Raw genomic sequence first — 21,850 nt, 5'->3', positions numbered from 1 at the left:
ATCAACTTGCCTGGCTGGTTCGAACGGACAGCGGCGCGGTCACCGGTCGATTTTGCAGTGCGAGAATATCATGATGGTTATCCCACGCTCGTTCACTCATCAGGACAAGGCGAGTGCCCTCTAGCCGTTCCGCCAGCGAACTGGCCCAACTTGGCTTCGAGAGCGAGATCCCATATGCGTCCTGACCAGGATAGTCGGCGTAGCCATAGCCTTCTGCAAGATACTGCCTCTCGATTTCCTCCCACCCAGAGGCGACGCCATAGTAGTTGAACTGAGGGCCCCGGAAATGGACAAAACGCCCATGCAGGCTGACGATAAGGACGCCGTCCGGTCGCAGCCATGAGAGCAGCTTCCTGACCAGACGCTCGGATATGTTCGCGGACAGGTGCGTCAGAACCGAGCCGACCCAGATCACGTCGTAGCGCGAGGGAGCGTCGAGGCCGTCGACATCGGTGCCAGACAGCCACGTCCGCGCACCAAACTCGCGTGCACAGAATTCGAGATCCTCAGAGTGCTTGTCTGTCGCCGAAATCTCGGCGTCCGCGTACGCGGCCCGCAGCCAACGGGTGACGCGTCCGGCACCAGCCCCGAAATCGAGGATTTCTTTTGGCTCTATTCCAGCCAGGCTTACCGCCGCCGCGATAACGTTCAGCGCTGATCCCCCACACGTTAGATAGTGCCGGCCGTTCCCATGAAACATCCCGTCGCTCTCATGGAGGTTCAGCGACACCATTTCATGCAGTGTCGCAGCGAAACCGCTGAAAGCAGTATGGTCCTGTCGGTCCAGGTTTTGCATTTTGGCGCGAAATCGCCGCTCTCCATAACCGCTGACGGCATAGCACGCGAAACACCTGGCATCTAGATTAGTAAATTATGAACAAGTAAACCATGAACAACCTGCCCGCGAGGGCGGTGCGGGCGATGCACTTAATCCGACGCTTCCGCCCCGGCGCATGCTCTGGCTGGTAGGCGGCGAAAGTCGTCATCTACGGCACAGCCGAACAAATGCTGAGCGCAATAGCAACACATCCTTTCCGTCAACCCGATAAGCTTTGACGCACTCGCGAAGTCAGAGTACGGACCTACGTGGGAATTGCGGTTCGCTATTCTGATTCCTCAACCGCAGTTAACCGTATTCGGGAGCGGCCGAGCATATCCGGATGTCATCCAAAACAGAAAAATCGGACATCGTCGAACGACATCTGATTCTTGGTGGAAGCGGCTTCATTGGCCGACACGTTGCTGCAATCCTGGTGCAAAGCGGGTGTGAGGTCGTTTTAGCCGGGCGCTCACTTTCGAAGCCGACATTTACCCCTGCACTTGACGAGCGAGTCGCATGGCGCAGTTTCGACCTTGCCAACGCGCAATGGGATAGCTTGATCGACGGGATCACCGTCATTCACCATTATGCATGGTCATCCGTCCCTGCCACCGCCAACAACGATCCCACCCTTGATTTGTCGACCAATGTCGTGCCGACGCTGGGTTTGCTGGATGCGCTTCGGAAAAAAGGCGCGGAGGCGCCAAGGCTGATCTTCGCTTCGTCCGGCGGTACGGTTTATGGCAAACTGCTGCGCGTTCCGGTGCATGAAGACCACCGTTTAAACCCGATTACCGCCTACGGCGCTGGCAAAGCCGCTGTTGAACTGTATCTGGGTACCTATCGAGCTCTCTACGGACTCGATTGTCGTGTCGCGCGTCTGGCTAATCCTTTTGGAGCGGGGCAGAATTTGGCAAGAGGCCAGGGTGTTGTAACGACGTTCCTGCACCACGCATTGTCGCAACGGCCTATAGTCGTCTGGGGAAATGGCGAAGTCGTACGTGATTTCATCCACATCTCCGATGCCGCAGCAGGGTTGGTTGCACTGGCACGCGCAGCACCGCTCGACGGCCATCAGGTTTTCAACATCGGCAGTGGTGAAGGCGTCAGCCTTAACGGTGTCATTGCGGAACTTGAAGCAAAACTCTCCCAAAGATTGGACGTCCGCTATGAGCGCGGACGAAAATTCGATGTTCCAGTAAGCGTGCTCGATATCTCGCTCATTCGGGAGGCGCTGGGGTGGCGACCTACTCTCTCATTTTCTGAAGGCTTGAGCCAAACACTCGCCGATCTTGGTGGTAGCGTAGTGCATCGTGACAGGTCAGCGGCAGGTGGCTCCGCACACTAGACCAGCGAGAGGAATTGGCGACACTCAAATGGGAGAAATATTCGAACGGGTCCTGCCGCGGCAAGCACTTGAGTGGACCGGCGAACGGCTGACAACCGCTACGGCGGGTCAGGTGGAGATCGAGCACCTTCATCGCTATTTTCTTGCCCGGGCTCTTTGCCGCGACCTTGATGTTGTCGATGTCGCTTCAGGCGAAGGCTACGGCTCCGCTCTTCTGGCCCAGGTCGCGCGATCGGTTGTCGGTATCGAGTTGTCCGAGGAGGCGGTAGCGCACGCCCAGCGGGGCTATGTCGCTCCCAACCTTCGCTATCAGCAAGGAGACGCTCGCAAGTTGCCGTTGGAAAATGCGAGTGCCGACGTGGTCGTGTCGTTCGAAACGCTAGAGCATTTTTTTGAGCATGATCTGTTTATCGCAGAGGTTCAGCGCGTTTTGCGGCCAACCGGTTTTCTCATCCTTTCGTCGCCTGAACGAGATGTCTATTCCCCACTCGGAAGCCCTGCCAATCCCTATCATGTGCACGAGCTCTCGCGTGTGGAGTTCGAGGCCCTGCTGAAGGGGGCGTTCCGCCACGTCTTGATACTCCTTCAAAGACCGCTGCTCGGATCAACGCTTATCGCGGATGACGAGGCCGGAATATCGAGAACGCTAACGTTCGAGCGACGAGGAGAGACGCACTACGAGGTCAGTCATGGCTTGCCTCGACCGCCTTACAATATTGCGATTGCGTCCCAATCAGAACTTCCGACTATTCCTAATTCGTTGTTCATCGAAACAAGCGAGATCGGTGAAATCCTGGCGCGAGCAGAAAGTGGCGCTGCCGCTCACGCGGAGCTTCGCAATCACATGGAGCAAACGGAGTTGCTGGCTTCCGGGCTCCGCCGCGAAATTGAAACGGCCAGTGAAACCATCAAAGCTCAAATCGAACGGGCCGAAAAAGCGGAAGCCGCATTGGCATTGGCTCAGTCTGGAAGCCATGCCGCTAGCGCAGAGCTCCGCAGTCACATGGAGCAGACGGAATTGCTGGCTTCCGGTTTCCGCCGCGAAATTGAAACGGCTAGTGAAACCATCAAAGCTCAAGTCGAACGGGCCGAAAAAGCGGAAGCCGCTCTGGCCTCGGTTCAATCGGGAAGCCGTGTTGACATTGAGGGGCCGCTGGGCACCTTCGCACCTCTTAAGGACAAGCAGCACCCCACCGGGACCTTTGATGCGACGGCAACCGAAATTCAGTCTTCGGCGTCGGCACGCTGGGCTGAACTCGAGCGGCTGCGGTTCGAGTTGGCGCAAGTACGCTCCGAACTCGCTGCGGCAGCTGTGCAGCGAGACGTGTTGAGAACGTCTTTCCGGAGCCACGCAAGCCTCCTCACGGAATCGCGTCTTAGACAAGATGCCGAGACCAAAGAACTGCGACAGCGAAATGCTGAATGCGAAGCCAGGATTGCGGAGTTGGAGCGCAAGGCCGCCGAATGGGAGCAACGCTACTTGGGCCTGCGCAGCCGCCTCGAGGCCATTTTGAAACGCTTTGGGATACTTGGCGCGTCACGGCTCTTTCCTCGCCCGCTCCGCGCCTTTGTCCGCAATCGTGTTCTTGGACCGGGACGCACACAATGAATAGCCGCGAGAGCGTAATGGCTGATGAAATTCGCCGTGAATTCGTCGCTATGCTGGAAATGACCGGGTTCGTAGATGCCGACTATTATCGTTCCTCCCTTAACCGGCCGGAACTGCGGGATCCAGTGGGGCACTATGCCGAAATTGGCTGGCGGATTGGATTGGAGCCAAATGCGCGATTCAACGGCGATTTCTTGCGTCCCTTCTACGAGACGGCAGGGATGTTCAAGCCGCCTGCTTATGTCTGGCTAGAACTTTCGGCTCTCGGGGAACCGCTGCCCGCGAACAAACACGAAGCCGAGGAACTTGCTGCAGCCTTCCGACGGTCGCCGTGCTTCGATGCTGAATTTTACGCTGACCGTTTGCCCGCCGGTATGGACCCAGCGTTGCACTATGCAGTGGTCGGTGAGCCGATGGGCTGGCGCGCATCGCCTCTTTTTGATTCGGCCTATTATAGGGAGCGTTATCCTGATGTCGTGAGCGCCGGGATGTCGCCATTACTGCATTACCAGCACGATGGCAGGCGCGAAGGTCGCCGAGGAGTTTCTGTCGTCGATAGGCTAGAGTTTTCGCCCTTGCCGCAGTCGGAAAAGCCGGTTGTGCTTCTGATTTCGCATGAGGTTTCGAGAACCGGCGCGCCTATGTTGGGCTGGAACCTAGCCCGGGAACTCGCGAAAAGCGCAACGGTGGTTTCCCTGATGATGCGCGGTGGAGAACTGGAAAGCGACTTCATCGCCGTTGCCGCCTCGTCCGTCGGTCCGTTGACATGGGAGGACTGGAACTGGGTGGATGCGGCCCGGCTGGCCAAGCGGATCACCGAGGAATTCAGGCCGCTTTATGCCATCGCCAACAGCATAGAAACGCAGATCATGGTGCCTGCCTTGGCGTCTTGTGGAGTGCCGAGCGTTGCTTTGGTGCATGAGTTTGCCGCCTACACGCGCCCCGTAGCCAAGATGCGTAACGTTTATGACTGGGCGCAGCATGTCGTATTTCCTGCCGAGATCGTTGCGCAGTCTTCGTACGATGCCTTTCCCGGCTTCGAAAGGCGCCCCGGAATTCATATCATGGCTCAGGGGCGCAGTGATCCGCCGCCAGTGTCCTCAGCCGATGAGCCGGCTGACAAAAAAGAAGACGAGTTCCTGCTTCGTTTGCGGCCCGAGGGTGAGGAGGCTTCCTTTCTAGTGCTCGGCGCCGGCATGGTGCACATTCGTAAAGGCGTTGATCTTTTCATAAGCGCAGCTGCCATAGCGAAACGGCTGCGACCGGATGTTCGCTTTCGATTTGTCTGGATCGGTGATGGGTACGATCCGGAGAATGACAGTGGCTACTCCGCGTATCTCGCCTACCAGATAGCCCAGTCGGATCTGGGAGATAGCTTGGTGATGCTTGATCCGGTATCGGATTTGGAGCCCGCATATGCCGTTGCAGACGCCTTCTTTCTCAGTTCCCGCCTTGATCCGCAGCCAAACGTGGCCATCGATACGGTTGTGCGCGGGATACCGACCGTGTGCTTCCAGGGAGCCTGTGGAACGGCGGAAATCTTAGCGGCCGACGCTGCAACACGTCCTCTCATTGCACCTCACCTCGATACCCATGCCGCAGCTGTCATCTTGTGCGGGCTGGCAGACGACCGCGACAAGGCAAAGGCCTTGGGAGCGGAAGTGGCGCGAGTAGGACATGCGGTCTACAACATGAGTGCCTATGTTCAACAAATCGACGAGTGGGGCAAAACATCCGCGGCAGCACTTCATGACGAGGATCTTGCCACCCTGATCGCAGCCGCTGCTGTCGATCTCGAAATGGTTCTTCCTCCAGGTACCGCGCCAATTGCCGAGTTGGAAGCCGGGCGGCGCACGCTCCAGCAATGGAGCATCATGGGCCTTTCGGCCGATTCGACAGCCAATCCACAGTTCCGTCGTCCTTGTGCAGGCTTCAATCCGCAAAGCTATGCGCAAGCCAATCCAGACGAGTGCGGACCGGGAAAGGCTTATCCCCTAGCCCATTGGCTCCGCGCCGGGCGCCCCGCCGGCCCCTGGTCCCGGGACGTTTTCAATCCTGTCAACGGCACTGACCGGCCGTTGGAGCAGCGTGTGGCCCTTCATGCCCATTTTTACTATGAAGATCTGGCTGATGATCTGGCCTTCCGGCTCAAGCGCAACCGCACGCGCTGCGATCTGTTCCTGTCCACGGACACCGACGCCAAAGCCAGACATCTTCGAGCGGTGTTTGACGACCACCACGGTTCCGTTGAAATGGTAATCGTTCCCAACAGGGGGCGCGATGTCGGACCGCTTCTTACTGAATTCCTGCCACGGCTGCTTGATGGCCGCTACGACCTGATTGGTCATGTGCACGCCAAGAGGAGCGTGGGCACGGACGCGGCTATGGGGGAGGCATGGCGCCACTTCCTTTGGGAGAACCTGGTTGGTGGCGAACACGCGATGCTCGATCTCGCTGCCGAGGTCTTCGCATCGAAACCGGCGATAGGTCTTTTGATGGCCGAGGATCCACACCTCGTCGGTTGGAACGACAACAGGAAAATCGCTGAAGACTTGGCGAGACGGATGGGCATCGCCACGCCGCTGGCGGACTTTTTCGATTTCCCGCTGGGAACCATGTTCTGGTGCCGTCCAAGCGTGTTGCTTCCGCTACGCGAACTGGGTCTCGATTGGAATGATTACCCATCGGAGCCCGTTCCTTATGACGGCACCGTCCTCCATGCGATCGAGCGCTTGATGCCGTTTGTTGCGCGCAAGGCCGGATTCGATACTGCTGGTTTGCGCGCGCCCCGCACGAGTTGGTAACAGGAATTGAGCTGGCAGCAGAAAATGCCTTCATCGAGGGTGTTCAACGGGCGGACTGCGTCATCGCCCCATCGCTACTGGTTGATGAGCCTGCTCTGAGAATGAGGGGAGTGCCCCGGTTTGTATTTTGAGGTGGGATAGCGTTCCGGTGGAGTAGATCGGATCAACCCTCAACGTCATGCCGGCAAAATCCTCCGGCAAAACAAGCCAGAAGTCGCGCGCCCCCGGCGCGTCCGTGAGCATCAACGAGAACCCCTCGAAGTATGGTCCGTTCTGATTGACCTGGTCTTTGATCGGCAAATAGACGTAGGTGTTCTGTCTTACAGCAGTTTCGAACGAGATCCGCACGCAAGGCCTGCCATGCTCTGCCAATCGTACGAGGATTTGGGGATCGACCCCTGCAGTGAGATCGCCCGATGACTGTTTGCTCAGGTTCTCGAATTTCAGCCCATCTTCCGCAACGTCCGACATTCTGCACCCGCCAGCGGCCTTTGCGTTGGCGTCCATAAGCGCTTTGCCGAACACCCCTGTCCAGGACAACTCGCCGTGGAGAATTCGGGACAGCATGTTCCGCTCGACTAAGTTCACCAGGACATGCTTCGGGGACTTCGCCAATGCATTGGGGACTTCCACTTCGATATTCTTGCTCCCGTAGGATACAAAAAGAGGGTTCAGGAAGACGCGCTTTATCAAATCATAGCTTACGCGATAAAATGAGTCGTGAAGTATAAATGTATCTGGAATCTTTTGATCGCTATCATCCGTAAATGTTCGAGATGCGTAGTCGTCATAAGTTTCTTCGGCTTCCTCGTGGTCGATTCTCAGCAGCCTGTTCGGCATGTCGGTGTCGTGCATGATTTGGCCGCTTGCGAGGATCGGGCCATCCACTTTTCTGCCGGTCAACTCGAAGACGAGTTGCCTGACGGCTTTGAGTTTCCCAAGCTCGTTCCAGTGGGTATCCGTTCTGAAGTAGAGCAGGTCATCGGCTACGTCGTGACCCATCACATCGAAATGGTCTATTATGCTCGATTTGCTGGTCTTTGCGATGCGGCGCCACAAACGCGATGAAAGGATCTTACAGCCGGCAGCGGACGCAGCGGCAGGCCCGAGTTTCTCGGGATACACAACCTCCTTGTCTGGCGAGACCGACATACGAAAGTCTATGCCGATCCCCTTCGCTATCATTCGCAACGCTTCAACATGCGCCAGCATGACGCCAATATCGTGCTCTGACATACATGCGCCGTTCTGGAACCCAGGCTTGTAAAACAGCCATCCATCCACGCCAGAGATGACTTGGGATGTATTGACGAAGCCGAACACCTTAACATCCAGGGCATTCTTCGCGCGGATGGCGTCCATTCCGACAGGAGAACTGCTGACAAGCCTTCTGGCTACGTCGTTCCGGTACTTCTCGTCAACTAACGTCAGCAGTTTTGCCGACGTTAGTTCGGTCAAGGTGATCGCTCCTTCGGCGGCCGGGTCGAGTCCCATCGTTACGAGGCTGCCGACGGGCGCAGCGAGAAAGACTGCGAAGGCTCCGATGGTTGCGAGATTCGCCAATTTCATACTCAGAACCTGAAATAGAGGAACGGCGAGAAGGCCTGAGGTACAATGTAGATCGCGCAGATGACTGCTGCGACGCTGACGAAGACAAGCCGGGCGAAGCGCGCGGCACTGCCCGCTGCCCCGGCTACGACCACACCCAAGGGGCTGACCTGCCCCTGGATGACGATGAGGAGGCACGCCAACAGCATAGCGACTTTGCTCTGAGGCGAAAGCGCGAGGTCCATCGACCCGGGCAACCCGAACGCCCCGCGTGCCAGCGGCGACAGCATGGCGCGTACATGGCTGGCGAAGACTGACAGGTCGTTTGCGCGGAACAGGACCCATCCGAAAATCACGACGGGAAAGAAATAGATCATCCGAACGACCTGAGACGAAAACGCCCTTCCTGCAAGGATCAGGCGTTCCGCTATGAGAAAGGTTCCGTGGTATGCGCCCCACAGGACGAACGTCCATGCCGCCCCATGCCATATCCCGGTCGCAAGGAACACGATCATCAGGTTTGCGTAAGTTCGCACCGGGCCCATCCTGTTTCCCCCCAGGGGGATATAGAGGTAGTCACGAAACCAGCTCGACAGCGACATGTGCCAGCGACGCCAAAACTCGGTGATCGTAGACGCGGCGTAGGGGTGGTTGAAGTTCTCCTTGAATCGGATTCCGAACATCATAGCGAGGCCGATCGCCATGTCCGAATAGCCAGAAAAGTCGAAATAGATCTGGATCGCATAGGCGATTGCCCCGAGCCAGGCAGAGGCAAAGGTTTGCTCGGCGCCGGCCAGAGCAAAGGACGCGTCTGCGACGCCCGCGACGCTGTCCGCGATAAGGACCTTCTTGCAAAGGCCGACCATGAACCGACCGGCCCCGGCGGCAAAGATATCGGCATTGAGATCAGGATGGTGGAAGTCCTTCTCGACGTCCCGATACCGTACGATCGGGCCGGCAATCAGCTGCGGGAAGAAAGCTTTGTAAGCGCCAAACACCACCAAGTTGCGCTCAGCCTTCACCTCGCCACGCCATACGTCGATCACATAGGAGATGCCCTGGAACGTGAAAAACGAGATCCCAATCGGGAGAATGATGGTTTGCGCGAAGTGTTGCAAACTCTCGGACCCGAAGAAACCGACGGAGCCAAGAAGGAAGGCCGTATACTTGTAATAACAGAGGACCAACACGTTCAGTGTGACGACGGCGGTGACCACTAGTTTGTGATGCCAGCGCTCCACCGCGAGCGCGCCCGCGAAATTCAGCACAATGCTGAAGAGCAGCAGCAGAACGTAAAGGCCAGAAGACCAGTAGAAGAATATCAGGCTTGATATAAAGATAAATGGCGAGAACAATCTCGTTCGACTCAGGAGCGAACCTAGCAAGAGTGTGATCGGCAGGTAAAGGAAGAGAAATGCCTGGTCGGAAAATACCATTGTGCGCCGATCGGTTTCGCCCACTTGTCCTTCCGGATCGCAAATGGACGGAATGGAGTCAATACGCAAGACTTGGCCTGGATTCCTTCCCGAACCAGCGCCGCGCTTCCCAGTGACAACGGGCTATCTGTGAATTGAGTTCGGCAAGTTGGCCGGCGCCGCTTGGGAGTTGTCTCGCGATAACCCAAGCTGGGCGGAATCAGGTCCACCGCAGCAAGAAAATAATTGATTTGCCGGCGTGGTGCATGGCGATTTCGTGCCGAAGCACCATTGGATTCGACAGCACGGATGCCGCGGGCACCGTCACCACCTACACCTATCCCCGCGGCATGAACCACACCTCAGGCAATTGGAGAGTTTCGAAACCACGCTGTGCATGATGGCGATAGCCTGGTCCAGTGGCGAACTGCTACTATTATTCGTCTCGCCCTGTGTGCGAATGCCCTGAGTCCGTGCCTTATGGAGGATCCCTTTGTTGGTGTGCACAGTTTGCGGGAATGATGAGTTTCGGGACAGCAAAGTTCTTTGGCCTCGACTGATCGCTGAGTGGAATTTATCGTCGGCCGAGGTTGCCTATATCGACCGTCAGCAAGGCACGCAATGCACGCAATGCGGCTCAAATCTAAGGGGGATTGCCTTAGCCAACGCAATTCGCGAAGCCGTCTCTACCCCCAACACTTTGGTCGAGTTTGTCAATACAAGTGAAGCGCGCCGTCTCCGCATTCTCGATATCAACGGCTCGTCATTGTCTGCGACACTTTCGGTTCTCCCACTGTATACCCGTGCCGACTACCCCTCGGTAGATATGCAGTCCATGCCCTATGAGGACGATCAGTTTGATCTCGTCGTTCATTCCGATACGCTGGAACACGTGCCATTTCCGATTGAAGCTCTGAGGGAATGCGGGCGTGTTCTCTCAGATGATGGATGCTTGTGTTATACTGTCCCAACGATTGTCGGTCGTTTGACGCGCGACAGAGAGGGGCTTCCGCCAAGTTACCATGGGGATTCGAACCAAGGGGGGTATGACTTCATGGTGCACACCGAGTTTGGGGCCGACGCTTGGACATTTCCAATTCGAGCCGGCTTCACATCGGTCAACGTAAATACGGTTTCATATCCAGACGCCACGGCAATAACTGCTCGTAAAAAACTATTCACTGCGTAGTATTACTTCTAAGTTCGTATAGTCATTTTCCTCATGAGACATCCCGTTTGTACGGCAGCTTATTGATCGAGCTTGCGGACGACATAAAGGTCTTGGTGCGCCCACCAAAACGCCTGCTGGAAGCGGATCAACTCGGCCCCTTCGATGTCGGACACTGCTTTTTGAACATAACCGAGGGAAACGGCGCTTGTTCCATAGTCGCGAGCGTCCAGATCGCGCTGGTCGCTCTTCGAGTTCCAATAAAATCCGGTGTCATCAAATTGCGCAGACACCCCCCCGGCTCTCATATTTCGGAGAGTGACGGCTCCGTGCGTTGTGAAAACAAAGATGCCCCCCGGCTTCACCGCCGTGAAAACGCGAGAAAGCCAAGGCGCGAAGGTGGCGTCTGGCATGTGCGAAAAAAACGATAGGGCGAAGACAACATCAAACTCGTCGTCGATGCTCCAGTCCTCCGGTTTTGTGGACGAGAGGTGTGCCCTAACGCCGATCTTGTTTGATAGGAATTCGACGGCATTAGGGTGAACGTCGCTGGAAACCCATGCTGCATCCGGCAGAACATGCATCGCGTAGCGCGCGACGCGCCCATAACCCGACGCGAACTCAAGGACGCTGGATGGACCAGATGAAAGGTGTTCGCGGCAAAGGTTGGCGAAGCGCTTGGCGCAATCTTCTCCCCCTGTGAAATAGGCTTCGATCGCTTTGCGGTGATCTGTCGGAAACACGGCCCGGACGAAGAAATCGAGCAGCATGTCATCCTTGCTGATCTCATAGGCGACCTTTTTCGCTTCGGCGATCGACCGGGCGAGTGGTTCATGCTCTGCCAGTATGCTGGCAATATCGATATCTGACATCGATTCTCTCTGAGCCGTCCGCCGCCAACCCACAAGCCGCCTGCCGCCAACTTACAATCTGGAGACAATTAAACAATCTGCAGCCTGCTTTTAGGTCGCGTTTGTGCCCGCATGCTTGGCGTGGAGGAGCTCCGACACGAATTTGCGTCACGGCGAGTTCGGGGCATCCGAGCGCTGCGGAAATCGCTTATCGGTCAAAGCGTAGCGCGAGAACGGACAGGCAGAGTGGACCGTTGCTCAACCGGGCCGACTAGGCGTAGGAAGAGTGAACAAGTCCTCCATAGAGCTGGCATTCATGCCTAGGGCAATCCTTCATATCGGCCTCGCCAAGACTGGAACCACGTTCCTGCAGAACTGGCTCCGATACAACAGTGTTGTCCTGCGACCGGCCGGCTTTTACGTCGCTCCTGACATGGCCTCGCATCAAGTCGCCGCAAGCCTGGTCCAGGACGTGTCTCGGCGCGCCATGGACGATATCAGGGGTCTCGCCAACCTTCCTGACGAGAAGGAGACGCTGTTCTCGTCCGAGCCCGATCTGGTGTCGATCATATCGTCAGAATACTTTCATATCTGCGAGCCGCTGCATGTGGCGGAATATTTCAGGCAGGAGAATGTGGACGTCGTCACGATCGTCTGTGTCCTGAGGCGGCAGGACATCCTGTCAGCTAGCGGCTACGCGCAAGACATCAAGTCGCTCGGGCGCAGCGATATTGTAGACGGCGCCGAATATCTTCCCCATCTCGACTGGAATTGCCTCTACGAGAGCTGGACCGGCGCATTTCCCGATGCCGCCATGCGGATGATCAACTATAGCCCGCGTTCGCTGCTGAGCGCGTTCAAGGTGCGGCTGGGTATTTGCATCGAAACGATCGATCAGGTGCAGGAAATTCATGCCAACCGGAGCCTTAACGCCGAAATGACCGAGGTTGCGCGAATGCTCAACGAGCGGGGTCTGCCACCGATGTCAGAAGCGCTTTTGGCTCTTCAACGACACCTGCCAGGGCCGCCGTTCGGGTTGCCGGCATATGTCGCAAAGCAGTTTGAAGACGCCTATCTCGTTTGCAATCGCAGGCTGGCCGACCGGCTGCGGGATCCTGAATTCGAGGAAATGTCGCGGCCCGGATGGCATACGGACGGCGTGTGCATGGCCGGACAGATCGACGACGCCAGATTCGCCGAAATCATCAAACTGGCAGAGCGGGAAGGCGCTGGCATTGGGCATCTCGAGACATCGACTTGAAATTCGGTCGAGCTTCTTTGCCTTCCATTGATACTCGGATTTCTCACAGACGCTTGCTGTCAGGCGCTCGAATGCGCACATCGGCGTTCCGCGAGAGCCGAAGGTGCCAATTGCCTCGGACGTTGTCACGCAGGGTGCAAATCACTTATGCGGCGACAGCGACAACAGCGTCGACAAAGGCCTGTGGTGCTTCCTGGGGAAGGTTGTGGCCGATGCCTCCCTTGATTAATCGGTGCTCGTATTTGCCCGAAAACATCTTGGCGTACGCGCTTGGGTCCGGATGAGGCGCCCCATTGGCGTCACCCTCGAGCGTAATCGTGGGGACACCGATCACGGGAGCCGCGGCGAGCCGCTTCTCCAGGTCATCGTACTGTGCTTCGCCCTCTGCTAGCCCAAGCCGCCAACGGTAACTGTGGATCGTGATCGCGACATGATCGGGATTGTCGAAAGCTGTTGCCGACCGCGCGAAAGTGGCGTCGTCGAACTTTCATTGCGGGCGAGGCGAGTTCCCAGATCAGGCGCTGAATACGCCTGGGTTGAAACGTTGACTGCCGCCACGGCCCGGTTCACGCTCAGAATCAACCCTTGGCCGTAGGGCAGACAATTGCCAGCGCACCCTGATCGAGGACTACGCAAAAATGAGGCGGAAGACATTGTGAGGCAGCCCGCAAAAAGCGGCCAACAGCATTCTATCGCGGCGGAACTGATTGCGGTGTTGGTCGCGGTGACGATTGGTCACCCGCGCGTCATGACCATCGAGCGTGGTCAATCCTTGCCTTCCGGCCCATTCGAACTTGGACATCGTTCCCTGCAGTCGGGCCTTAGGGATTGGGTCGAACAGCAGACACGCCACCCGTTGGGCTATATCGAGCAGCTCTACACTTTCGCCGATCGCGACAGGACAGCAAACGGGAGCGCGCAACGCGTGGTTTCCATCAGCTATCTCGCCTTGACCCGGGAGGAGCAGGCTGCACCTGCCGACAAAGCCGCCTGGCGCAACTGGTACGACTATTTCCCTTGGGAAGATCATCGTGCGGGTGTTCCCTCTACATTACCGGACGTGATCGTTCCGCGCCTGAAGGCATGGGCGGATGCCGCGGACGATCATCAAGTGCGTCTCGATCGCCGGCAACGAACCGCGATTGCCTTCGGTCTCGATGAACATTCATGGAACGAGGAGTTGGTGCTGCAACGCTACGAATTGCTCTACGAAGCGGGTCTTGTCGGGGAAGCGCATCACCAGCGAGGGGAAAACGGCACGCTATCGGCCTTCGGACTGGCAATGGCGGCCGATCACCGCCGTATTCTGGCCACAGGCATCGCAAGGTTGCGCGCCAAGATCAAATATCGTCCTGTCGTTTTCGAACTCATGCCGTCGGTCTTCACGCTCCTGCAACTCCAGCGCAGCGTCGAAGCACTGGCCGGCCGGCTCGTCCACAAGCAGAATTTCAGGCGGTTGGTGGAGCAGCAGGAACTTGTCGAAGAGACTGGCGCATCAACAACCGACACTGGCGGCCGACCGGCCAAGTTGTTTCGCTTCCGGCACGGCGTGCTGGCCGAGCGGGCAGTCGCCGGGACGAAATTGCCACTTTCGCGTGCTTGACATCCCTTATACTCCATATAAGCATATGCCCTATATATACTCAAAACGAGCATATGTGAGGGACACAAATGACGCTGAGTTCCACGCTGTACGATCGAGTACGGACGGTCATTCCGGCCATCGAATGGCCGGTATTCGCCGATGATATCGAGGCCATTCTCGATCTGAAGCGGCAGCGAAACGCCGTCATCCTGGCGCACAATTATCAAACACCGGAAATCTTCCACTGCGTCGCCGACATCGTCGGCGACAGCCTGGCACTTGCCCGCAAGGCGATGACGGTCGAAGCGGATATCATCGTGCTCGCCGGCGTGCATTTCATGGCCGAGACGGCGAAGCTGCTCAATCCGCAAAAGACGGTGCTCATTCCTGATTTGCGCGCAGGCTGTTCGCTGGCGGACTCGATTACCGCCGAAGACATTCGCCTGCTTCGGCAGCGCTATCCCGGCGTACCGGTCGTCACCTACGTCAACACATCGGCCGAAGTGAAAGCCGAGTCCGATATCTGCTGTACCTCCGGCAATGCGAAGGCCGTCGTGGAGTCGCTGGGTGTTCCCCGGGTGATCATGCTGCCGGACGAATATCTGGCCCAGAACATCGCGGCCCAGACCGAGGTGCAGATTATCGCCTGGAAAGGGCATTGCGAGGTCCATGAGCGCTTCACGCCAGCCGATATCCGCCAGTTGCGCGAGGACCATCCCGGCGTGACGGTGCTCGCGCATCCCGAGTGTCCGCCCGAGGTGGTGGCCGAGGCCGATTTTTCCGGCTCGACCGCTGCGATGTCAGACTATGTCGGGCGGCAAAAACCGCCCCGCGTCGTTTTGATGACAGAGTGCTCGATGAGCGACAATGTCGCGGTCGACCACCCAGAGGTCGAGTTCATCCGGCCCTGCAATTTGTGCCCGCACATGAAGCGGATAACGCTCGCCAACATCCGTGCGGCACTCGAGCAGAACCGCCATGTCGTAACCATCGCACCCGAGATTGCCGGGCGGGCGCGGCTGGCCGTCGAGCGGATGCTGGCGGTATGAGCATGGACGTCCGCGATCTCGGCGGCCGGCCGGTGATCATTGGCGGTGGCATAGCCGGGTTGATGACCGCGCTGCACTTGGCGCCCGAACCGGTGCTTCTGCTGTCGAGATCGCCGCTTGGCGCGGATGCGTCGAGTGCGTGGGCGCAGGGTGGACTTGCCGCCAGCCTGGGCGACGATGATGAACCGGCGCTCCATCTTTCCGATACGCTCGCCGCAGGCGACGGCCTTTGCGATGCGGAAGCAGCAAGGCGCATCGTGTACGCGGCGCCGGCCGCGATCGAGGATCTGTCGCGCCTTGGAGTTCGCTTCGATCGGATACCCGAAGGCGCGCTACGTCTCGGGCTGGAAGCCGCGCATGGCCGGCGGCGCATCGTTCATGCCGGGGGTGACGGCAGCGGTCGCGAGATTATGCGCGCCCTTGCCGCCGCCGTGGGCTCCACGCCGTCGATTGTAGTCGTCGAGGGCATCGAAGCGCGCCGGCTGGTCGTGGAGGATGGCAGGATCGCTGGCGTGCTGGCAAGGTGTTCGACAGGCCCGGTGTTCGTCGCCACAGGACGGGTCGTTCTCGCCACAGGCGGGATCGGCGGCCTGTTCCACGACACGACAAACCCGCTCGGCAGTTGCGGACAAGGCCTGGCACTCGCCGCACGCGCCGGTGCAATTTTTGCCGACCTCGAATTCATCCAGTTCCACCCGACGGTGCTTGACGGGCCCTGCCGTCCGATGCCGCTGATCAGCGAGGCGGTTCGCGGCGAAGGCGCGATGATCGTCGACGAGACAGGCCGACGTTTCCTCGATGGCGTGCCCGGGGCGGAACTCGCACCACGCGACATCGTGGCGCGCGCCGTCTGGAAGCATCTTGCCGATGGCCATCGGGTCTTTCTCGATGTGCGGGAAAAGCCCGGCCCGGCATTCGGGCGGCAGTTCCCGACGATCGCATCGGCCTGCGGCAAGGCGGGCATCGATCCGACGCGTGATCCCATTCCCATCCGGCCGGCGCAGCACTATCACATGGGTGGTGTGGCAGTGGATCTGGCCGGGCGCACATCAGTTCCGGGACTTTGGGCTTGCGGCGAAGTCGCCTCGACCAAGCTCCACGGCGCCAACAGGCTGGCCAGCAATTCGTTGATCGAGGCCGTCGTCTGCGCGCGCTGGGTCGCCGAGAGTGTTGCCGGTTCGCCCGGAGATGGCGGAAAGCCAGCGATGGCACCTCGCCTGTTCGCCCCCGATCCAAGGCCCGTGCGTCCTCTCCTGTCCCGAGCCCTCGGCGTCATACGGGATGGCGAAGGGTTGGAGGAGGCCGTAAGGGCCTTGTTGCTGCTGTTGCAGCGGCGCGACATGGCGTCCGATCCTGCGGCCGTCGGGCTGATGATCGCGGCTGCCGCCTTGCAGCGCCGGGAAAGCCGAGGGGCTCATTTCCGGACCGACTTTCCGCATCATGCGGCTCTCGCCCGCCGCTCCCAAATCACGCTCGACGCGGCCATTGCCGCGGCGCGGGAACTCACATCCTCCCCAACTCTGGAAAGCGTCTCGTGATGAGCCTCTCGCCACTCCCCGCAATCATGCTCGAGCCTCTGGTGCGGGCAGCTCTTCTCGAAGATCTCGGCAGGGCTGGCGACGTGACCTCGGATGCCGTCATACCGAAAGACCATCATGCGATAACCGCGCTGACAGCGCGCCAGGCCGGGACCGTCGCCGGGCTCGATCTGGCCATGCTCGCCTTCCGGCTCATCGACCAGAGCGTCGACGTGACCATACATTATGCGGACGGCAGCGAAGTCGAGGCCGACGAGATCATTGCATCGGTGAGCGGGCCGGCCCGGGCCATTCTTACCGCGGAACGGACGGCGCTCAATTTCCTCTGTCACCTGAGCGGCATCGCCACCGCGACGGCATCGGTCGTCGCGGCGGTTCGCGGGCACGGCGCAAAGATCGTCTGCACCCGCAAAACGACACCCGGCTTGCGAGCTGTCGAAAAATACGCCGTGCGTGCCGGTGGCGGGTCCAATCACCGCTTCGGCCTCGACGACGCGATCCTGATCAAGGACAACCACATCGCCATCGCCGGCGGAATTCGCCCCGCAATAGAACGCGTGCGAGGCAGCGTGGGCCATCTCGTCAAGATCGAAGTCGAGGTCGATACGCTGGCCCAGCTGGAAGAGGTTCTGGCGCTCTCTCCCGACGCGGTGCTGCTCGACAATATGTCGGTCGACGAGCTTCGCCAGGCGGTGGTACTGGTTGCCGGCCGGACGATCACCGAGGCGTCTGGCAGGATCACCGCCGCGATTGCGCCAGCCGTTGCCGCAACCGGTGTCGATCTGATTTCCATTGGCTGGTTGACTCACAGTGCGCCGATCCTCGATATCGGTCTCGATTACCGTGAGCTTTGATGGTGAGAACCTGACCATCTACATTCGACCCAGCTCCTCTCGACGCGGTCCGCCAGTTTGAAGGCGCCCATGTCGCCACAACGCAAGGAACAGGATGGAAATGCACGCAGCGATTTCGGAAAAGACCATGTCTGAAGCACAATCCTTCGACGGCGGCCGGAAGTGGACCCTGGAAGAGGCTCGGGCGCTGCATGACGCGCCTTTCAATGACCTGTTGTTTCAGGCACAAACCGTTCACCGTCAGAATTTCGATCCGAACAAGGTCCAGCTCAGCCGGCTTCTCAGCATCAAGACAGGCGGATGCCCGGAGGATTGCGGCTATTGCAGTCAGTCGGCGCATCACGAAACCGGCCTGAAGGCGTCGAAGCTGATGGAGGTCAGGCGCGTCATCGCCGAGGCGACCAAGGCGCGCGACGCCGGCGCCACCCGCTATTGCATGGGTGCCGCGTGGCGAAACCCCAAGGCGCGCGACATGGATGCGGTCGTAGCGATGGTCGAAGGCGTCAAGGCGCTGGGCATGGAGACCTGCATGACGCTCGGCATGCTCGATCTTGAGCAGACCGCTCGCCTGAAACAGGCTGGTCTCGATTATTACAACCACAACATCGATACGTCGGAACGCTACTACAGCGAGATCATCAGCACGCGCAGCTTTGCCGACCGGCTCGAAACGCTCGAGCTTGTCCGCCAATCCGGCATCAAGGTCTGCTGCGGCGGCATTGTCGGCATGGGTGAAGAGCCGGTGGACCGGATCGACATGCTGGTGACGCTGGCCAATCTGCCGGAACATCCGGAAAGCGTTCCGATCAACATGCTTATCCCGATCGCCGGCACCCCGCTTGCCGAAGCCAGGCCGATCGAGCCGATCGAATTCGTGCGCGTGATCGCACTGGCGCGCATCATGATGCCGAAATCGCATGTCCGGCTTTCAGCCGGCCGCACCGCCATGACCGACGAGATGCAGGCGCTATGCTTCTTTGCCGGCGCCAACTCGATCTTCGTCGGCGACACGCTGCTGACGGCGGACAATCCCGGTGAGGACAAGGACAGCCTTCTGTTCCGGCGTCTCGGCATCGAGCCGATGGACCTCGAGGCGCAATGAGCGGGGTACCGCTTGCCCGCTATGACGCGACCTTGCAGGGGCTGGCGCGCAAGGACCGGTTGCGGACACTGTCGCCGCGCGCCGGCCTCGATTTCTCGTCGAACGACTATCTCGGGCTTGCCGCTTCGAGAAGGCTAGGCGACGCGGTTGCGGCGGCGATCGCGCAGGGCACGCCGGTCGGCGCGACCGGATCGCGGCTGTTGCGCGGCAATGCGCCGGAACACGAGGCCCTGGAGGCAGACGCTGCCGCGTTCTTCGGAGCTGAACGCGCGCTGTTCTTCGGCAGCGGCTACATCGCCAACTTCGCTTTGCTGACCGCCCTGCCGCAGAAGGGCGACCTTTTGGTCCTCGACGAACTCGCTCATGCCAGCATGCATGAGGGGGCCCGCGCTGGCCGCGCCGAATTCAAGCTCGCAGCGCACAACGACGTCGATGCTTTCGAGGATGCGATCACGCGCTGGCGCGCCGAAGGTGGTATCGGGCGGGTCTGGATCGTGGTCGAAAGCCTCTACAGCATGGACGGCGACCGCGCGCCGCTGGAAAGCCTGGTCGCGCTTGCCGATCGGCACGAGGCATTCATCGTCGTCGATGAAGCGCATGCCACCGGCATCTGGGGACCGGACGGCCGGGGGCTGGCCGCCGCATTCGAGGGTCGCGACAACATCGTCGCACTTCACACATGCGGCAAGGCGCTCGGCGCGTCCGGCGCGCTCGTCACCGGGCCGGGACTGCTGTGCGACTATCTCGTCAACCGCTGCCGGCCATTCATCTATTCCACCGCGCCATCGCCGCTGATGGCAGTGGCAGTGCGCGAAGCGATTGCCATGCTGTCCGATGAGCCCCAGCGCCGTGTCCAACTGCAGGAGCGCGTTGCCTTCGCGGGCCGCCAATTGGCCGAGCGCTGCGGCGTGAAACCCAGCGACTCGCAGATCCAGCCCTTTGTCATCGGCGACGTCAGGCGCACCATGGCGGTGGCGGCGGCGCTGCAGGAGCGCGGTTTCGACATACGCGGCATTCGTCCGCCGACCGTGCCCGAGGGCACGTCGCGGCTGCGCATTTCGCTGACGCTCAACGTCGGCGAAGCCGACATTTCGGCCATGGTCGAGGCGCTGGTCGAGGTGTTGGCCTCGGCATGACCAAGCGCATTGTCATCACCGGAACGGATACCGGCATCGGCAAGACGGTGTTTTCGGCGGGATTGGCCGGCCTGCTCGACGGCTTCTACTGGAAGCCGGTGCAGTCGGGCCTCGACGGCGAAACCGATAGCGAGGCTGTGGAACGGCTTGCCGGCCTTCCGCCGGGGCGCGTGCTGCCGGAAGTCTACCGCTTGAACGAGCCGCTGTCGCCGCATCGTTCAGCCGAACTCGACGGCGTCGCGATAGACGTCGCAGAGCTCTCGCTTCCGGATTTGCCGGGTCCGATCGTCATCGAAGGTGCCGGGGGACTGATGGTGCCGCTCAACCGGCGCACAAAGTTCATCGACATATTCGCTCAGTGGCGGATGCCGGTCATCCTGTGCGCCCGTACCACGCTCGGCACGATCAACCACACCCTGCTGTCGATCGAAGCGCTCAGGGCCCGTTCCATCCCGCTCATCGGCATTGCCTTCATCGGCGATGAGGTGGCCGATACGCAGCGAACAATCGTGGAGTTCAGCGGCGTGCGCCAGCTTGGCAGACTGCCGCACATCGATCCGCTGACGAGTGAAACGCTGAGGGAAGCGATGGTTGCCGGCTTCGACCTCGCTGCTATCGCTGGAGGCGAATGATGTCACAGTCCCGTGTGTGGCATCCGTTCACTCAGCACGCGCTCGAACCGACGATCCCTGAAATCGTCCGGACGGACGGCGCCTACCTTCACAAGGCCGACGGCACGCGCATCCTGGATGCCATTTCCTCCTGGTGGGTCGTCACCCACGGCCACCGCCATCCCCATATCATGAAGGCCATCGAAACGACCGCGGCGAGCCTCGACCAGATCATCTTCGCCGGCTTCACCCACGAGCCGGCCGAGCGCCTCGCCAAGGCGCTTGTCGGCCTCGCTCCGGCCGGCCTTGACTGGGTGTTCTACTCCGACAGCGGCTCGACCTCTGTCGAGGTCGCGCTGAAGATGGCGCTCGGCTTTTTCGGCAACATCGGCGCACCGCGCTCGCGCATAGTCGTCATGGAGCACAGCTATCATGGCGACACCATCGGCACGATGAGCGTCGGCGCCCGCGGTGTGTTCAACGCTGCCTACGAGCCGTTGCTGTTCGAGGTCGATACCATCCCCTTCCCGGCCGCCGGGCGAGAGCAGGAGACGCTGGATCGGTTCGAGGCCGTCAGCCGCGACCGGCACGCCGCCGCGCTGATCGTCGAGCCGCTGGTGCTTGGCGCCGGCGGTATGCTGATGTATCCGGCCTCGGTTCTGGCCGAATTGAAGAAGATTGCCGAAGCCTCCGGCACGCTGCTGATCGCCGACGAAGTGATGACCGGTTGGGGACGAACCGGAACCATGTTCGCCTGCGAGCAGGCCGCGATCTCTCCGGATATCCTGTGCACCTCGAAGGGCTTGACCGGCGGTGCCATCCCGCTAGCCGCCACGCTCGCCACCGATGCCATCTTCCAGGCCCATTATTCCGAAGACCGTAAGAAAACCTTCTTTCATTCGAGCTCATACACCGCCAATCCGATTGCCTGCGCGGCAGCGCTCGCCAATGTCGAGATCTGGCGCGACGAACCAGTGGCCGAGCGGATCGCGGCCTTGAGCAGGATGCAGGCCGCCGGGCTTCAGCGCTTTCGCGACAATGCCAACTTCACCGACAGTCGGGTGACCGGCACGATCGCGGCCCTCGATCTGCACGCCGGCTCAGCCGGCTATCTGGCCGAGATCGGGCCAAAACTGCGCGCTTTTTTCCTC

17 protein-coding genes and 1 pseudogene are annotated in these 21,850 nt (G+C 59.7%); 13 read left to right on the top strand and 5 right to left on the bottom strand.

Annotated features, from left to right (window positions below):
* Position 1 precedes the first annotated feature (1 nt).
* On the bottom strand, positions 2-796 hold the full coding sequence (locus AC1DZU_RS21920) for a class I SAM-dependent methyltransferase (RefSeq protein ID WP_477288256.1): 795 nt from the start codon (positions 794-796) through the stop codon (positions 2-4).
* 364 nt (positions 797-1,160) lie between these two features.
* Here AC1DZU_RS21920 and AC1DZU_RS21915 point away from each other — a divergent pair, with 364 nt between their 5' ends.
* From AC1DZU_RS21915 to AC1DZU_RS21905, 3 genes are read left to right on the top strand one after another with little or no spacing between them, the layout of a single operon-like run.
* On the top strand, positions 1,161-2,168 hold the full coding sequence (locus AC1DZU_RS21915; RefSeq protein WP_477288254.1) for an NAD-dependent epimerase/dehydratase family protein: 1,008 nt from the start codon (positions 1,161-1,163) through the stop codon (positions 2,166-2,168).
* 28 nt (positions 2,169-2,196) lie between these two features.
* On the top strand, positions 2,197-3,777 hold the full coding sequence (locus tag AC1DZU_RS21910) for a class I SAM-dependent methyltransferase (RefSeq protein WP_477288252.1): 1,581 nt from the start codon (positions 2,197-2,199) through the stop codon (positions 3,775-3,777).
* 17 nt (positions 3,778-3,794) lie between these two features.
* The gene (locus AC1DZU_RS21905; protein ID WP_477288250.1) at positions 3,795-6,581 is read left to right on the top strand and encodes a rhamnan synthesis F family protein; all 2,787 of its coding nucleotides are present in this window, start codon (positions 3,795-3,797) and stop codon (positions 6,579-6,581) included.
* Positions 6,582-6,641: 60 nt separating this feature from the next.
* Here the strand turns inward: AC1DZU_RS21905 and AC1DZU_RS21900 are convergent, their stop codons facing one another.
* Together AC1DZU_RS21900 and AC1DZU_RS21895 are read right to left on the bottom strand one after the other, a co-directional pair.
* The gene (locus AC1DZU_RS21900) at positions 6,642-8,150 is read right to left on the bottom strand and encodes an alginate O-acetyltransferase AlgX-related protein (protein WP_477288248.1); all 1,509 of its coding nucleotides are present in this window, start codon (positions 8,148-8,150) and stop codon (positions 6,642-6,644) included.
* 2 nt (positions 8,151-8,152) lie between these two features.
* Complete coding sequence (locus AC1DZU_RS21895) at positions 8,153-9,589, bottom strand: MBOAT family O-acyltransferase (RefSeq protein WP_477288246.1); 1,437 nt, start codon at positions 9,587-9,589, stop codon at positions 8,153-8,155.
* Between the two features lie 454 nt (positions 9,590-10,043).
* Here AC1DZU_RS21895 and AC1DZU_RS21890 point away from each other — a divergent pair, with 454 nt between their 5' ends.
* Positions 10,044-10,733, top strand: coding sequence for a class I SAM-dependent methyltransferase (locus AC1DZU_RS21890; RefSeq protein WP_477288460.1), 690 nt, complete (start codon positions 10,044-10,046; stop codon positions 10,731-10,733).
* 59 nt (positions 10,734-10,792) lie between these two features.
* Here the strand turns inward: AC1DZU_RS21890 and AC1DZU_RS21885 are convergent, their stop codons facing one another.
* A complete protein-coding gene (locus AC1DZU_RS21885; RefSeq protein WP_477288244.1) occupies positions 10,793-11,584 on the bottom strand; it encodes a class I SAM-dependent methyltransferase in 792 nt (263 codons plus the stop codon).
* 538 nt (positions 11,585-12,122) lie between these two features.
* Here AC1DZU_RS21885 and AC1DZU_RS21880 point away from each other — a divergent pair.
* Positions 12,123-12,824, top strand: coding sequence for a hypothetical protein (locus tag AC1DZU_RS21880; protein ID WP_477288242.1), 702 nt, complete (start codon positions 12,123-12,125; stop codon positions 12,822-12,824).
* Between the two features lie 145 nt (positions 12,825-12,969).
* On the opposite strand, the pseudogene AC1DZU_RS21875 reads toward AC1DZU_RS21880, so the two are convergent.
* Positions 12,970-13,345 (bottom strand): annotated as a pseudogene (locus AC1DZU_RS21875) (alpha/beta hydrolase); the annotation flags it as partial.
* Positions 13,346-13,476: 131 nt separating this feature from the next.
* Between AC1DZU_RS21875 and AC1DZU_RS21870 the strand changes: the two are divergent.
* From AC1DZU_RS21870 to AC1DZU_RS21835, 8 genes are all read left to right on the top strand, one after another.
* Positions 13,477-14,427 (top strand): NUDIX hydrolase, encoded by a 951-nt coding sequence (locus tag AC1DZU_RS21870; protein ID WP_477288458.1) that lies wholly within the window; start codon positions 13,477-13,479, stop codon positions 14,425-14,427.
* Between the two features lie 68 nt (positions 14,428-14,495).
* Positions 14,496-15,458: a quinolinate synthase NadA gene (gene nadA, locus AC1DZU_RS21865; protein ID WP_477288240.1), complete on the top strand. Its 963-nt coding sequence runs from the start codon at positions 14,496-14,498 to the stop codon at positions 15,456-15,458.
* Positions 15,455-16,996 (top strand): L-aspartate oxidase, encoded by a 1,542-nt coding sequence (locus AC1DZU_RS21860; protein ID WP_477288238.1) that lies wholly within the window; start codon positions 15,455-15,457, stop codon positions 16,994-16,996. The genes nadA and AC1DZU_RS21860 overlap by 4 nt, the downstream gene beginning before the upstream one ends.
* Positions 16,996-17,850: a carboxylating nicotinate-nucleotide diphosphorylase gene (nadC, locus tag AC1DZU_RS21855; RefSeq protein WP_477288236.1), complete on the top strand. Its 855-nt coding sequence runs from the start codon at positions 16,996-16,998 to the stop codon at positions 17,848-17,850. The genes AC1DZU_RS21860 and nadC overlap by 1 nt, the downstream gene beginning before the upstream one ends.
* A gap of 127 nt (positions 17,851-17,977) precedes the next feature.
* Positions 17,978-18,952 (top strand): biotin synthase BioB, encoded by a 975-nt coding sequence (gene bioB / locus AC1DZU_RS21850; protein ID WP_477288234.1) that lies wholly within the window; start codon positions 17,978-17,980, stop codon positions 18,950-18,952.
* On the top strand, positions 18,949-20,088 hold the full coding sequence (locus AC1DZU_RS21845; protein ID WP_477288232.1) for an 8-amino-7-oxononanoate synthase: 1,140 nt from the start codon (positions 18,949-18,951) through the stop codon (positions 20,086-20,088). Before bioB ends, AC1DZU_RS21845 begins: the two co-directional genes overlap by 4 nt.
* Complete coding sequence (gene bioD / locus AC1DZU_RS21840) at positions 20,085-20,720, top strand: dethiobiotin synthase (RefSeq protein WP_477288230.1); 636 nt, start codon at positions 20,085-20,087, stop codon at positions 20,718-20,720. The genes AC1DZU_RS21845 and bioD overlap by 4 nt, the downstream gene beginning before the upstream one ends.
* Positions 20,720-21,850: adenosylmethionine--8-amino-7-oxononanoate transaminase (locus AC1DZU_RS21835; RefSeq protein ID WP_477288228.1), on the top strand; the 1,131-nt coding region annotated here is incomplete at its 3' end. The genes bioD and AC1DZU_RS21835, both read left to right, overlap by 1 nt.

This window comes from Mesorhizobium sp. P2_A12 (genome assembly GCF_056405075.1).
This window is presented reverse-complemented; position numbering and strand designations above follow the sequence as displayed.

Excerpts from the sequence above, each read along its gene's own strand:
- AC1DZU_RS21920 (WP_477288256.1), bottom strand. The coding sequence starts at position 796 with ATGCAAAACCTGGACCGACAGGACCATACTGCTTTCAGCGGTTTCGCT.
- AC1DZU_RS21915 (WP_477288254.1), top strand. The coding sequence starts at position 1,161 with ATGTCATCCAAAACAGAAAAATCGGACATCGTCGAACGACATCTGATT.
- AC1DZU_RS21910 (WP_477288252.1), top strand. The coding sequence starts at position 2,197 with ATGGGAGAAATATTCGAACGGGTCCTGCCGCGGCAAGCACTTGAGTGG.
- AC1DZU_RS21905 (WP_477288250.1), top strand. The coding sequence starts at position 3,795 with ATGGCTGATGAAATTCGCCGTGAATTCGTCGCTATGCTGGAAATGACC.
- AC1DZU_RS21900 (WP_477288248.1), bottom strand. The coding sequence starts at position 8,150 with ATGAAATTGGCGAATCTCGCAACCATCGGAGCCTTCGCAGTCTTTCTC.
- AC1DZU_RS21885 (WP_477288244.1), bottom strand. The coding sequence starts at position 11,584 with ATGTCAGATATCGATATTGCCAGCATACTGGCAGAGCATGAACCACTC.
- nadA (WP_477288240.1), top strand. The coding sequence starts at position 14,496 with ATGACGCTGAGTTCCACGCTGTACGATCGAGTACGGACGGTCATTCCG.
- AC1DZU_RS21860 (WP_477288238.1), top strand. The coding sequence starts at position 15,455 with ATGAGCATGGACGTCCGCGATCTCGGCGGCCGGCCGGTGATCATTGGC.
- nadC (WP_477288236.1), top strand. The coding sequence starts at position 16,996 with ATGAGCCTCTCGCCACTCCCCGCAATCATGCTCGAGCCTCTGGTGCGG.
- bioB (WP_477288234.1), top strand. The coding sequence starts at position 17,978 with ATGTCTGAAGCACAATCCTTCGACGGCGGCCGGAAGTGGACCCTGGAA.
- AC1DZU_RS21845 (WP_477288232.1), top strand. The coding sequence starts at position 18,949 with ATGAGCGGGGTACCGCTTGCCCGCTATGACGCGACCTTGCAGGGGCTG.
- bioD (WP_477288230.1), top strand. The coding sequence starts at position 20,085 with ATGACCAAGCGCATTGTCATCACCGGAACGGATACCGGCATCGGCAAG.